The following is a 12,181-nucleotide window of genomic DNA, read 5'->3' on the forward strand; positions in this document are numbered from 1 at the left end:
TAAGTGTCCACGTTACAAGGAAATATAGATAGCTAGGAAGTAAAATTTTTATTGTTGAAGCTTTTATCAAATTCCATACAGATATGACTCTAGATTCGTGTAAATTGAAGTAGAAGTCACCCAAAATTCTTGTCGGCTCAAGGTTAAATAAAATTACGGTGCTAAGGGTAAAAAATGTAAAGGGAATAGCTATTGCGAGTGGTATTGTGAAAAACCCCAATAATTTTCGAAGCGAATATTTCATGAGTTTCATTCCTTTCTTATTTAGTGTCTGATAGCTGTTATGGTGCTTATTAATAGAAATAGATCCAAAAAAAATAGCTGCTAAAAATCTAATTGGAAATCCCGCTTCCTGTATAAAGTATAGGTTTAGTATCCTCACTTTCGAAGATTACTATTTATATTTTTTGTATAATCTTTTATTTCCCTCTCATATCTTTTAACTACTCTATAGAATGTAGTACTACTAGTTATATTACTCCTTCTCATAGCAGCTGTAGCTGTGATTTTTCCTTCTTTCCATTGGTTATAAGCATCGATAAATTCCTGAGTAATTTGAATTCGAGGTCTTCCTAAGTGTTTTCCATGTGACTTAGCTAATGCAATCCCTTCTGCTTGACGTTGCCTAATGTCCTGACGTTCTTTTTCAGCAAATGCGGAGAGAATGGTTGCGGTTGCCTTTTGGATAGCGCTTTGAATGACATCATTTGTGGCATTACCGTTATAAGTGACATTTATAAATGGTTCTTTTAAGAATTCTAAATTTATCTTTTGTTCTTCGTAATACTTAAATTCTTCTAAAATATCATTCATAGTTCTTCCAAGTCTTGTTAAAGAGTCGAAAACAATTGTATCGCCTGATCGGGCGTATCTTTTCATTGCTTGATAATTTTCTCTATCCATATTACTGCCTGTTTTTTTATCAATGAAAATATCTCGCTCGCCAATTCCGTTTTTTCTCATATTTACAATTTGGCGTTCTTCGTTTTGATCTTTACTGGAAACACGAACATAGCCTAATTTTTTTGTGTTCACAAAATAACAACCTCTTTCAAAGTAAGAATCTTGATATTATTCAATCTAGTTAACTTAAATTATAACAAAAACACACCAAAAGGTACATCTTAGTTTTGAAGTGTCCCAAAAGTGTTTCTTGCACCTTTTGGTGTGTGTTCTTCAATGGTTTTTCACATTCCCAAAAGGTGTACCTTTTGGTACGCTGAAAAATTCCGTTTTATCGCTTTGTTGAATTTATAGAAATTACAAAAAAATAGCGTGACGATATATAAAGTTGATCTCAAGTAATATACCTTAATTTGGAAACGGGTGTATAATATATATGGTTGGTTTCATTTGAAAATAGAGTCAAGAAAATGGGGGGTATAAATTGGGTAGAAATGATGAATGTTTTTGTGGGAGTGGTAAAAAGCAAAAGAAATGCCATTCAAATGTAGAGCAAGATAGTTATATGGCTAAATTATACAAAAGATATTCAAAGGTGGATGATATCATTTCAGAATACAGGGACAATCATGAGGAATTTAAGAATCATCCGTGTGGGAAAGGTTGTTATAACTGTTGTTATGATGTGTTTCCTATAACTATGTTAGAATTTGAGTTACTATTGGAAGAATTGCGTAATACTAGCTTGGAATTTGCTGAAAAGGTATTTGAAAAATCATTAGATGATTTAAGGGTATTAAGAACAAATAGCCCAGAGTTATATAAGAGATTAGAAGAAGATGTAACTTTTCAACGGAATGCACATCATCAAGATGTTGGTTTTTATTCGAAAGTAGAGAGGTTTCCATTCCCTTGTCCATTATTAGATGTTAATGAGGGGAGTTGTGGAGTATATAACAAAAGACCGATGATTTGTAGACTTTTCGGGACTACACATGATCCGTTAACGGTTATACTTGCTAGTAAAGATGAATCCTCGGTTTGTGAACATATTCCTAGTGTACATGTCAATGCGTTGCAAACACCCGAGATTGACCCTTCTGATTCGAGAATAAGCGATATGTTAAAAACGAAATTTTCAGGGCAGGAAATAGAACCAAGAAGTTATCCGATTGTATATTGGTTTAAAATATATCATGATAAAAATTTAAAGAAGGGTAGACCTGTATATTCTTCACTAGTCCCTTCTTTTTATCATAAGAAAGAAGGGACTATTACAATAGTAGAATTAATGCCTTAAAAATCACTAAAAAAGAACTCTTTTCTAGAAGGGTTCTTTATTTTGTTCGCTCGTTACTTATAAGTAACGTATAATTAAATTGTGTGTTATTTATAAGTAACTAGGGGTGATGGGAATGTTATTTATGTTGAATGAAATTATGACACCGAGGGAAGCATGTGATCGTTGGGGCATAACACAAGATGCGCTGCGGATGAAATTGAAGAGAAGTAAAGATAATAAATTAGTAGACGAATTAATTAAAAGTGGAAAAATTAAATACTACAAGCCTGAAGGGAAACAACGTGGGGAATGGATTTTAACAGTAGAATCTATGGGTTTGCTCTTTCCAAAAAAAATAAATAGTAAAATAACTTCATGCAAAAGTGTTTACAAAGTTATCGTTTTTGTTATAATAAAGATAACAAAGTTATCACTTTTAAGGGGGTTATTATCAATGGAAAAATATATTGTAAATTATCATACCGGTGTTACAGAAGAAGTTGAAGTGAATGGTTTAAGCGAAGCGAAAAAAGTTGCTGAAGAAGGTATTGCCTACACGCAAGAAAAAATCACAATCGAAACTTTAGATGGTGAAGTTATCACAACTGCATATTGGTATGGAGTATCCCCGCAAGAAGATGATGATGTGCTTGAAACGGTTAGTGGCGGCTTTTATCAAATATGGAGCGATGAACTGGGGGAGTAATTCCCACTCTCGTTGGTTTAAAAGAATTTGCTGAGATACTGGGCTGGGATAAAGCACGTTTAAGTACAAAGTATTCTCGACAACGAGGTGGGAAAAAAGTAAGACCATTACTACCCGAACCAATCCAAGTCCTCGCTTCTACGCCTGTTTGGACATTGGAACAAGCAAGAAAATATAAAGCTATCATTGATGGGAGGTCTGCTGAATAAGCAGCCTTTTTTTATTTGAATTCCACATAAAATTTTGTGTCTATAATTCCAAAAGAAACTTTACAGGGAAACGGGTTTTTTTCTACTGAAGCAGCACGCATACAAGAAAGTACCCAATGTTCTAGTTCTAAAGGTAAGCGATATGCTTGAATACTATCATCATTGTTTTTTACTGTTACGATCGGTGCATTTACCCTGGTTGTAGCAAAGCCGTCCGTTGTTATCATTCCTACTGCATCGTTAGTGTGGAAACCAGCGCTTAAAACTTCATAAATCATTCCATCTTTTTCATTAATAATCATAGGTATATTTAAATAGGGATAGTTATTTATATCATTATGAATAATTGCTCCTGCTGCATTCCTTCTTATTTGAGCCTCTTGCATTTTTTACACTCCTTTATAATGTTTTAAACGTGATTACGTAAATTTATTCTATTTTACATCTATTATATTATAAAATTGCAGTTTCATCTTGTTATAAAAAGCATCAGTACATATGACAGCACTATTTTGTTGGTCAATATCAACAACAGTCATATAGCTAGAAAGTAAATAACCATCTTCATAATATGAAATTAATATTTCTTCTTCAGATAATAAGGAACATAACAACATGTTCTCGATCAATTCTTTTTCTTCATCTGTTAAGATCGGCCGAGTTACTTTGTTTTTCTCCTTAATGATTTCACGTATGCCGTCAAATTGTGCTGTTAATGCTGCGAACGGCGTGAATTTCACCATTCCTCTTCCTTTTGGCATATTAGCGTTGTTCATGATTTATGGCCCCCTATTAGTGTGTTTCGGTATCTAGCTGTAGCGCTATGCGTGTAGGAAATTCCACGTAAAATACTGTTCTTCCCAAACCTTGTGCGTATTTCATCCATTACTTTTGTTAACTTCACTTCTTGTTCTCGTTTCGTGACATTATCAAAAAGAGAAATTTGTTCTTCCCCTTCTTGAAGTAGGTTTGTTAAGGATATGTTTATGCTGCGGATGGGTTCTCCAGTATATTGTTGATGTAAAAAGTATGTACAAATCTTATAAATATCCATTGTTAAGTTAGTCGGACGACTTAAAGTATGTGTTTTTCTAATGCCGCCGTTATAACTCTTGCTATAACCAACAGAAAAATGAACGGTTTGAGTAAGTTTGTTTTGTCTTCTAAGTCGATAACAGACCTCTTCAATATGTTCTAGTAGAACAATGGGGAATTCTTCTATTGTATAGTCACGCATTAAAATTTGGCTTTTTCCGATTGAAGTTGTAGCAGGAATGTATTTCTCCGAAATACGGCTGAAGTCAATGCCGTTGCTATGTAAGTGCAATTCCTCTCCAATCTTACCGAAGCTCTGTTTTAAGTATTTAAGGGGGTAGTTGGCTAAATCCCCGATAGAATGTATTCCCTTTCGATTCAATTTTTCTTCTGTTTTGTAGGAAATCCCCCAAAATTTATTGAGGGGCCGTATGCTCCATAGCTTGGTAGTTACATCCTCGTATTTCCAAAATGCAATCCCGTCTTTGTTCTTCTTAGCATCAATGTCTAAAGCAACCTTACTCATGAGTGGGTTAGGAGCAATTCCGATGGTACATTCAATTCGTGTATGATCGTATATTTCACGCTTGAATTTCATGGCGAATTCGCGTGGATCTTGGGCGAATAAATGGATGCTATCGGTAATATCCATAAAAAATTCATCGACGGAATATTGGTGGAAATCCTCGATGGGTACGTATTGTAAAGCTAACTTTGTTATGTAATTAGAGCATTTTATGTAAGTACTCATAATCGGATTCACAACAAGAATATCTTTTCTTCGAGGAATCTCGTAGAGCCTTGCCATCTTCTTTACGCCCAGGGCTTTTAAGGGTGGTGTTGCAGCTAGAACAATTGAACCATTTCTGTTTACATCACCGACTACAGCTAATTTTGTATGCATAGGATCTAATCCCATTTTGATACAACTAACAGAAGCATAAAAACTTCGAAGATCAACACATAAGATAATCCTATTCGGCAGGATTGAATAGTCATACACTGTAATTCCTCCTTAAATATAAAAGAACGTTTGTTCTTATTATACACGAACTTAAGTTCTTTTATAAAGAGAGTTTAATTAAAAAATCACATACAGAAATTAAAAAGAACCCTTATCAATCTGAAGGGTTCTTTTATTGATATTTTATTTTGTATATTCTATGGTCTTACGCCATCTTAATTTGCAAGCTTGGAAAAAAAGTTCGAATATCTCATCGTTATATAGGGGTAAATCGGATAAATCTATTTTGTATCCGTTAAAAAGGGATTGACCAGCCTTAACGAGTGGTAGTGTAGATCCAGTTAATGCTCCAGGGTTTACGCCTTGTATATTATCTTCATGAAAAATCAATCCAGCTAAAGGAGAAAATTCCGTTCTGTATATATTCCAATCGAAACATTTGTAAATTTCAGGGTACGCAGTTATATATAGAACTGTCTCATAGTCAGGACTTTGACCATTTTTGCTGATTCCTTTCATATCTAATAACTTTTGATAATTACGTGAGTGTTCTTCATTCGAAAAATACATTTCTTCATCTCCTTATAATAGAAGTAAATCGACTTAATTATAATTTGTATTTTCGACAAGTTACAACATATCCCTCTTTACGATTTTATGAAATTCAATGTGAAGGATTGTTTGTTAGTTATAAATAACGTAAAATAAGAAGTGAAGTTACTTATAAATAACAATTGAAGAGGTGGAAATCATGCTATTTACTTTAGATGAAATTATGACACCAAGAGAAGCCTGTGATCGTTGGGGAGTTACACTGGATAGTTTACATATGAAATTAAGCAGATTAAAAGATAGTGACTTGTTAAATGGATTAATTAAAGAAGGTAAAGCGAAATATTATAAACCTGAAGGGAAAAAGAGAGGGGAATGGATATTTACTGTTGAAGCTATGGAAGTATTGTATCCAGGAAAAAGTTGACCAATTTTTTTGATGTATATGTTGAAAAGTTGAATCGTAAAACAGGATGCCGTGAAAATATATGCTTGAAATCACGATAAGAGATTTTAATTCCTACTGGCCAAGATCGGAATTATATATTTTCATTATATGTTACCTTTATACGTAACATATAATGAAAATGATGTGCTATGCTAATCTATATGAGTGTTATTGGGAGGGGGAAGTAAGTGGAGAGTGAATTTCTAGTTAAAATAGCTGGTAAGGGACAAACTTTAGAGTCAATAGCATCTTTATACTTAGGGTTGATAGAAGATGATTTTAATATGACAATTGATGAAATGGCTGATTATCTTAGCTGTAGTTATGATTATGTCCAAAAGAACATAGCGCCATACGTCCATCATGTATACATCAACTCCGTAGCAAATAAGGCGTTGTCTACACACGGAGATGAAAGTAAATATATAGAATTGTTCACGAAACGTAAGTTATTTTCACGCATAGGTTTTCAACAATTTGTATTAAGAGAATCAGTGTTGCTGGGTGATAGGGACAGATATTATTTAAATGAATTAAGCACCGCAGCCAAGGAGAAGTTAGGTGAAATAGCCAAAAATCAAGAGAAAAAAACTACTACTTCAAAAATGTATGAAACTATAGCGCTACAGCAGGTAAATGCTCTATATTCGGAGACGGAATTAATGAATAAAGTTGTTAAAGATTTTGCGCTTAATGAATTACCTGTAAAGTTATATAGTTTAAAGGATTTTTTAGATGGCATAGAAGAACTAAATATGAAATTCCGATATAAAGTAATGGTGTATCGCTATTTGAAGCAACAAGGTATCCCGAAAATAAAAATACAATCACTAATTCGATATAGAATAGAAGATTTAGAAAGTACAGCTATATTTTCATTGCCATTATTAGTGGATAAAAATGAAATGTTATCAAATGTTGAAAGTTTTTTGATAGAGGGAAATGGATATGAATCAAATTTCTAAATGCCTTGAGATAGAAAAGGACTCTGAATGAAGGAGTCCTTTTTGGTTGTTTAAAAATTAAATTCGAGTTAAGAGGTATTCATTCATTCTTGATTGATGGTATTCAATCCATTCTTCAGTTGTCATATTGGATTCCCTAGCGATTTTTTTAGCGTATTTATGAATGATTTTATTTGTCTCTTTAAATCCGTATAAGTTGATACCAGCGGTAGTTTCGCCTATGAAACTAAACTCTTTATGTTCACCAGGATAAAAATTAAATGCGATTTGGTGAATAGTAGTGTCAATTAGGTATCCGTCAAATAGAATGTAAGAATGCAGTCCGAATGCACCGTTTTGATACATGTTTTTAAAGAGATGTTTCTCATGAAATTCGTGGTGATAAAACCCTTGCATAAAAGATAATTTGTTTTTCGATACTTCATTTGTTTTTAGTAATAAATAATAAAGTAAAACGCTTGCGTAGATGCACAAACCACCTTTTTCATTGTATTTCAAGGTCTCTTTCCAAGCTACATCATCTTTTTTTAGAAAAGAGGATACTAGGTTATGATCTTCGTATAAAGCGGAATGAGTTAGTCTCGTAAGGTATAGAATCGGTTTTATAGTTTTTTGGGTAAATAATTGCCCAGGTGCTTTTTGACTTTGATAATGAAGAGGTTTTTCTTTTTTATAATCATAACTTGTAAGCCATTCTTTTTTAAAAGTAGAAGAAATAGTTTTAATAGCTTCAGTATAAGGATCTTGAGTTTTGTTTATTTGTATAGATATATCCATGAGAAACCTCCGTTTTCATATATAATTTCACATACCATAATGTTAGTGATTTTATTAATTGATATTTATATTATAAGGGGAATGCTGAAGTATTTATAGGAGTTATCCGTGTTTGTTTATAATTTGATTAGAATGCTTTACAGATGATTCTAGGCATTGAATTAATTCTTTTATAGGTACATTCTTTTTGTTATTCATTTCGTAATCGGCAATCAATACTTGAATAGCACCTAGGAAAGAATGAGGTGCATAGTTGATGTGTGTATTTTCAGAAGAGTAGACCTGTTTTAATAGATTTTCAAATTCATTAGAGTATTTCAGTATTTTTTTCATTTTAATATCCTCCTTCATACGATTGAAGTATAAATGTTTTTTCGTTTTGTCACTATTCAGTATTAACAGGTTTTAATAAAGTATACGTGTAAATCAGGAGTTAGGTTATGGGGGTTTGAATTCACTTGAAAAATATAAAAGTATAACAATATTAAATTTCAGGTATTTTATACGATTCGTCTTTATATGTTTCTTATAAAGGTAACATATATGTACTACTATCTATTATTCTGACAAAATACAGCAAAGACCGTGCGAGTTTCGTCGATGGATTCTAAAAGGGATTATTCCTTTAATATGGAATTTTCCTTATAGGAGGTGGCATAGCGCTATGTCAGAAGCAGAGATAGTATATACCAGCAATGAGGTCTATAGTCGTTTAGGGGTAAGTAGCAGTACTCTTAGAAAGTATTCGGATGTTCTTGAGCGAGAAGGATATGATGTAAGAAAGAATAGTAGAGGGAGAAGGGAATATACTGAGTTTGATGTTGTACTTATTGAACAGTTAGTAGAGTTGAGTAAGCAAGATGGTATGACTTTAGAAAAGGCTGCGAAAATGATTGCGAAGCAGTTTGGAATCTATAATAAGCAAGAGGAGCCCCAGGGGTCAGATCCAGTTCCTTATCAAATGCAGTATCAATTCCAACAACAATATAGCGCTATGATAGAAGAAATTAATAAGGTACAGCAAGCAAACCTATTAGAAATGGAAAAGAGAATGGGTGATCGTATAGATAGAAATAACAAATTAATCGAAGAAGATATTAAAGAAAGAAATAAATTAATAATGGAAGATATGAAAGATCGGAAGGAACATGAAGAAAGGATAGAAAAGAGGTTAGAGCTAAGGGATGATAATCTTATGAGGATGGTCAGAGAGATTCAAGAAGCGAAACGTACTATTGTATCAGCCCAGGAAGAAATAGCGGCAGCAAAAAGAAAATCCTGGTGGAAGTTTTGGAAATGAGTACATTCATTAATGGGTGTACTCATTTTTGCTGAATAGATAAGGTTTCATCAGTTCAAAGCAGACATACAAGGGGTATTAATATAGTCATTTCTTTTTTAATTCTTGTTAAATAATAAAAGGAATCTTATTTTCAAAACAGAATAGTTATATGTTAATACCACTTTTGTATTTATTTGTAAAGAGGGGGGTGAGTTTATGCTGAAATTTATTTGGGCAATTGTATTTGCTTTAATTATATTTTTTGTGGTGAGAAGTACATTTATACCATACATAGCGTCTAATGAAAATATTGTAGCTTTGTTTGTAATTTTTACAATAGTTATTATCAATTCCTGGATAATTGGTTTAATAAATCGTTTATATAAAAAGAAAACCGAACTAGATAATTAGTCTAGTTCGGTTTTCTTTTTATTTTGTATATCGCATAACTTTTGTATCTGTGTATACTTTCTTACCGTTTTTAATTGTATCCGTTACTGTTTTTACATAATGGTTAACTGCATCAATATCTCTATATGCTTCAGTATGGTAATACGTTATAGAAGGTTGATTAAAATACATTAATCCGCTTGCAACTACTTGTGCCGTAGCCTGTACTGGTTTCCAAGGAATATAAACAGATAATCCATTTACTAGCATAAGTCCTACGTTATAACTATCTTTATTAATTCTATTACTTGAATCCTTACTACTAGCATGTTTCCAGTTGAAACTACCATCAGCTATAATTACTCCCTGTGCATTACTTGTACGAGTTTCAGTGCCTGAAATCTCTCTATTAATAACTTTTTCATTTTCATCAAATTTCACTGTTTCGCTGTATAACACTTCAAAGTCTGCATTATAACTATCCAAAGGTGATGTTACACCAGCAAAGTTTGTAGATGAATTAGTAGTTTCAGGCGCTTTAGGTGAGTCTGCATATACATTACCCACACCCCATCCAGTACTAGCTAACATTCCTCCAACTAGTAACATTGGAATTGTTTTTTTCTTTAATAAGTTTTTATAATTCATAACAACATCCCCATTCTTTTCAAAAATTATGCTAAATTACCGGTATTTTCTAGCACATCTCGATACTATCTTATAATGTTCTAAAAATAAATAATATTCAGATATAAATATTTTATAAATAATTCGACAAACACCTTCACTCCATGCCCTTACTAGGATTACAACAAGTTTTATTTAACTAATTTTATATTCACAATCTAACGATTCATATCATTTTTCTTGTCAATTGATAAAATGTTTATTGAATATTCTAAAAATACTGTATAAAATCCTTTTTTACAACTTATTACATTTCAATTCTGATATGATTATTTATAAATGTAAAATAGATAAAGGGGGCTACATTATGATTGTTCTGAATAACGAGAAATCTACAAGACTATTAAATGAATGGTATAAAAGTATTCTATCTAAGCAAATTACAAAGGCGACTAAATTGAAGAATGAAGTAGATGAAGAGATTAGTATCTTAATGGTGGAACAAAATCATGATTTACAAGATCAAAATCTATTATTGTACTATTCTTTATTGGATTATAGTTATAAGGTGCTAATAAATAAATCCTATGTATCCCATAGTGATTTTGATGCGGTTGAAAAACTTACAACAAAGGCTATAGATGATTATCTAAAATACTACTATCATTTTTATAAAGCTGTACATAATACTATGATTGCTAATTATGTGGAAGCGATGGAACAATTCGAAAAGGCTGAACGACTTTTAGAGTATATTCCTAACGATATCGAAAAAGCCGAATTTAATTATAAACTTGGTGAACTATATTATCATCTTCAACAGCCTTTATTAACTATCAAACATGTAATGAATGCAAAAGATATATACAAAAAGCATGAAGATTATGTAATACATCAAATTGAATGCGACACAATTTTAGGATTGGCAAGTGTTACTTTAAGCCAATTTGAACAAGGAGAAGAGCTATTTATTAAATGTTTAGATATGGCGAAAAAATATGATTGTACTCGATTGATTACCTTGATTCAATATAACTTAGGGTTTCTTTACGCAAAACAAGGTATATCCACAACTGCGATCCGACATTTGATGGATGTTTATCAATCCGAGAAACCTTATCATAAAACGGTATTCTTATTAGCTCGAGAATATTTTAAAGTAAATGAAGTTGAGAAAGCAAATGAATTTCTGCTACAAGGTTTTGAATTAGCAGATGTCGAATATACACATCACTTACGAATACTTCAAGCGCAGTACGATGAAAATTGCACACAAAGTTTGGAAGCAGCTATTACGGATGGGCTTAATTATTTTGAATCTCAAAAATTATTTGGATTTATTGAAGAATATTCTGGAGTTTTAGCTAAAAAACTTTATCAAGAAGGTAATCATGAGAAAGCTAGCAAATACTTTAATATATCTCATGATGCTAAGCAATTACTTCAGAAAGGAAGTGCATTAAAATGAAAAAAATAGTTATGGGATTTATTAGCTTTGCAGCTGTTTTGACTATTGGAAGTTTAACAGAATCTTATACATCGCAAGCAGATCATGGTAGACCGCCTGCCCCTCAAAGACCTGATTTTATTTCTGCCGATGGAAACACTGGATTGGTTACCCTTGATCACGGACGACCACCTGCACCAGCTTATGAATACAGCTATATGGATCATGGTGAGCAAATATAAAACAAAGAGAGGACGTAATATATACGTCCTCTCTTTGTTAATGGGGTAATGCTTTGGTTTATTTTATTATAACAATATTTGTAAAAAATGTATAGGGATTCTAAAATTTCAGAGGTAATCATTTGATTTTTTTACTTGGGTTATAATATAATTTCACGTACCTTATTAAGAATGAAATTTTAGTGATTGACACAATAATCTCTAGAGTGCTACTTTTTTAATGGTAAAGTAATTAGGGGTTTATTGTTTAGATAAAACATATATAATGAGAAAAGGTGCTAGAATGCTTGTGGAGAAAGGGAATTTCTTTTCTTGTGCCCTTTAAAGTTAAATATATAGATAATTCAATTAA

15 protein-coding genes and 1 pseudogene are annotated in these 12,181 nt (G+C 32.3%); 8 read left to right on the top strand and 8 right to left on the bottom strand.

Annotated elements, in window-relative coordinates; all coding sequences use genetic code 11:
- Positions 1 to 378: 378 nt before the first annotated feature.
- Positions 379 to 1,035 (bottom strand): recombinase family protein, encoded by a 657-nt coding sequence (locus SJY24_RS01010; RefSeq protein ID WP_377863419.1) that lies wholly within the window; start codon positions 1,033 to 1,035, stop codon positions 379 to 381.
- Between the two features lie 352 nt (positions 1,036 to 1,387).
- On the opposite strand from SJY24_RS01010, the gene SJY24_RS01015 reads away from it, so the two are divergent.
- Together SJY24_RS01015 and SJY24_RS01020 are read left to right on the top strand one after the other, a co-directional pair.
- Positions 1,388 to 2,203, top strand: coding sequence for a YkgJ family cysteine cluster protein (locus tag SJY24_RS01015; RefSeq protein WP_377863420.1), 816 nt, complete (start codon positions 1,388 to 1,390; stop codon positions 2,201 to 2,203).
- A 115-nt stretch (positions 2,204 to 2,318) separates the two neighbouring features.
- Positions 2,319 to 2,543 (top strand): annotated as a pseudogene (locus SJY24_RS01020) (helix-turn-helix domain-containing protein); the annotation flags it as partial.
- Positions 2,544 to 3,111: 568 nt separating this feature from the next.
- Here the strand turns inward: SJY24_RS01020 and SJY24_RS01025 are convergent.
- The 4 genes from SJY24_RS01025 to SJY24_RS01040 all read right to left on the bottom strand — a co-directional run bounded on the left by SJY24_RS01025 (position 3,112) and on the right by SJY24_RS01040 (position 5,669).
- Positions 3,112 to 3,486 carry a hypothetical protein gene (locus SJY24_RS01025; RefSeq protein WP_377863421.1) on the bottom strand — a complete coding sequence of 125 codons (375 nt, stop codon included), beginning with the start codon at positions 3,484 to 3,486 and terminating at the stop codon, positions 3,112 to 3,114.
- A 48-nt stretch (positions 3,487 to 3,534) separates the two neighbouring features.
- A complete protein-coding gene (locus SJY24_RS01030; protein WP_377863422.1) occupies positions 3,535 to 3,876 on the bottom strand; it encodes a YolD-like family protein in 342 nt (113 codons plus the stop codon).
- Positions 3,873 to 5,138 carry a Y-family DNA polymerase gene (locus SJY24_RS01035; protein WP_377863423.1) on the bottom strand — a complete coding sequence of 422 codons (1,266 nt, stop codon included), beginning with the start codon at positions 5,136 to 5,138 and terminating at the stop codon, positions 3,873 to 3,875. Before SJY24_RS01035 ends, SJY24_RS01030 begins: the two co-directional genes overlap by 4 nt.
- 144 nt (positions 5,139 to 5,282) lie before the next feature.
- Positions 5,283 to 5,669 carry a hypothetical protein gene (locus SJY24_RS01040; RefSeq protein ID WP_377863424.1) on the bottom strand — a complete coding sequence of 129 codons (387 nt, stop codon included), beginning with the start codon at positions 5,667 to 5,669 and terminating at the stop codon, positions 5,283 to 5,285.
- A 181-nt stretch (positions 5,670 to 5,850) separates the two neighbouring features.
- Here SJY24_RS01040 and SJY24_RS01045 point away from each other — a divergent pair, with 181 nt between their 5' ends.
- Together SJY24_RS01045 and SJY24_RS01050 are read left to right on the top strand one after the other, a co-directional pair.
- Entirely contained in the window at positions 5,851 to 6,078 is a 228-nt protein-coding gene (locus SJY24_RS01045; RefSeq protein ID WP_377863426.1) for a helix-turn-helix domain-containing protein, read from the top strand.
- Positions 6,079 to 6,287: 209 nt separating this feature from the next.
- Complete coding sequence (locus tag SJY24_RS01050; RefSeq protein ID WP_377863427.1) at positions 6,288 to 7,064, top strand: hypothetical protein; 777 nt, start codon at positions 6,288 to 6,290, stop codon at positions 7,062 to 7,064.
- A gap of 57 nt (positions 7,065 to 7,121) precedes the next feature.
- Here the strand turns inward: SJY24_RS01050 and SJY24_RS01055 are convergent, their stop codons facing one another.
- Both SJY24_RS01055 and SJY24_RS01060 read right to left on the bottom strand, forming a co-directional pair.
- The gene (locus SJY24_RS01055) at positions 7,122 to 7,841 is read right to left on the bottom strand and encodes a hypothetical protein (protein WP_377863428.1); all 720 of its coding nucleotides are present in this window, start codon (positions 7,839 to 7,841) and stop codon (positions 7,122 to 7,124) included.
- Positions 7,842 to 7,943: 102 nt separating this feature from the next.
- On the bottom strand, positions 7,944 to 8,174 hold the full coding sequence (locus SJY24_RS01060; RefSeq protein WP_377863429.1) for a hypothetical protein: 231 nt from the start codon (positions 8,172 to 8,174) through the stop codon (positions 7,944 to 7,946).
- Between the two features lie 331 nt (positions 8,175 to 8,505).
- On the opposite strand from SJY24_RS01060, the gene SJY24_RS01065 reads away from it, so the two are divergent.
- Positions 8,506 to 9,141 carry a DUF3967 domain-containing protein gene (locus SJY24_RS01065; RefSeq protein ID WP_377863430.1) on the top strand — a complete coding sequence of 212 codons (636 nt, stop codon included), beginning with the start codon at positions 8,506 to 8,508 and terminating at the stop codon, positions 9,139 to 9,141.
- A gap of 198 nt (positions 9,142 to 9,339) precedes the next feature.
- Positions 9,340 to 9,534, top strand: coding sequence for a hypothetical protein (locus SJY24_RS01070; RefSeq protein WP_016084083.1), 195 nt, complete (start codon positions 9,340 to 9,342; stop codon positions 9,532 to 9,534).
- 18 nt (positions 9,535 to 9,552) lie between these two features.
- On the opposite strand, the gene SJY24_RS01075 is transcribed toward SJY24_RS01070, so the two are convergent.
- On the bottom strand, positions 9,553 to 10,161 hold the full coding sequence (locus SJY24_RS01075; RefSeq protein WP_377863431.1) for a hypothetical protein: 609 nt from the start codon (positions 10,159 to 10,161) through the stop codon (positions 9,553 to 9,555).
- Between the two features lie 346 nt (positions 10,162 to 10,507).
- Here SJY24_RS01075 and SJY24_RS01080 point away from each other — a divergent pair, with 346 nt between their 5' ends.
- On the top strand, positions 10,508 to 11,608 hold the full coding sequence (locus SJY24_RS01080; RefSeq protein ID WP_322219097.1) for a response regulator aspartate phosphatase: 1,101 nt from the start codon (positions 10,508 to 10,510) through the stop codon (positions 11,606 to 11,608).
- Positions 11,605 to 11,829, top strand: coding sequence for a hypothetical protein (locus SJY24_RS01085; RefSeq protein WP_377863432.1), 225 nt, complete (start codon positions 11,605 to 11,607; stop codon positions 11,827 to 11,829). Before SJY24_RS01080 ends, SJY24_RS01085 begins: the two co-directional genes overlap by 4 nt.
- The last annotated feature ends 352 nt before the right edge of the window (positions 11,830 to 12,181 follow it).

The sequence above is a fragment of the Bacillus sp. R86525 genome, from assembly GCF_042466195.1.
Taxonomy (GTDB): Bacteria; Bacillota; Bacilli; order Bacillales; family Bacillaceae_G; genus Bacillus_A; species Bacillus_A nitratireducens.

Excerpts from the sequence above, each read along its gene's own strand:
- SJY24_RS01025 (WP_377863421.1), bottom strand. The coding sequence starts at position 3,486 with ATGCAAGAGGCTCAAATAAGAAGGAATGCAGCAGGAGCAATTATTCAT.
- SJY24_RS01030 (WP_377863422.1), bottom strand. The coding sequence starts at position 3,876 with ATGAACAACGCTAATATGCCAAAAGGAAGAGGAATGGTGAAATTCACG.
- SJY24_RS01040 (WP_377863424.1), bottom strand. The coding sequence starts at position 5,669 with ATGTATTTTTCGAATGAAGAACACTCACGTAATTATCAAAAGTTATTA.
- SJY24_RS01045 (WP_377863426.1), top strand. The coding sequence starts at position 5,851 with ATGCTATTTACTTTAGATGAAATTATGACACCAAGAGAAGCCTGTGAT.
- SJY24_RS01055 (WP_377863428.1), bottom strand. The coding sequence starts at position 7,841 with ATGGATATATCTATACAAATAAACAAAACTCAAGATCCTTATACTGAA.
- SJY24_RS01060 (WP_377863429.1), bottom strand. The coding sequence starts at position 8,174 with ATGAAAAAAATACTGAAATACTCTAATGAATTTGAAAATCTATTAAAA.
- SJY24_RS01065 (WP_377863430.1), top strand. The coding sequence starts at position 8,506 with ATGTCAGAAGCAGAGATAGTATATACCAGCAATGAGGTCTATAGTCGT.
- SJY24_RS01070 (WP_016084083.1), top strand. The coding sequence starts at position 9,340 with ATGCTGAAATTTATTTGGGCAATTGTATTTGCTTTAATTATATTTTTT.
- SJY24_RS01075 (WP_377863431.1), bottom strand. The coding sequence starts at position 10,161 with ATGAATTATAAAAACTTATTAAAGAAAAAAACAATTCCAATGTTACTA.
- SJY24_RS01080 (WP_322219097.1), top strand. The coding sequence starts at position 10,508 with ATGATTGTTCTGAATAACGAGAAATCTACAAGACTATTAAATGAATGG.
- SJY24_RS01085 (WP_377863432.1), top strand. The coding sequence starts at position 11,605 with ATGAAAAAAATAGTTATGGGATTTATTAGCTTTGCAGCTGTTTTGACT.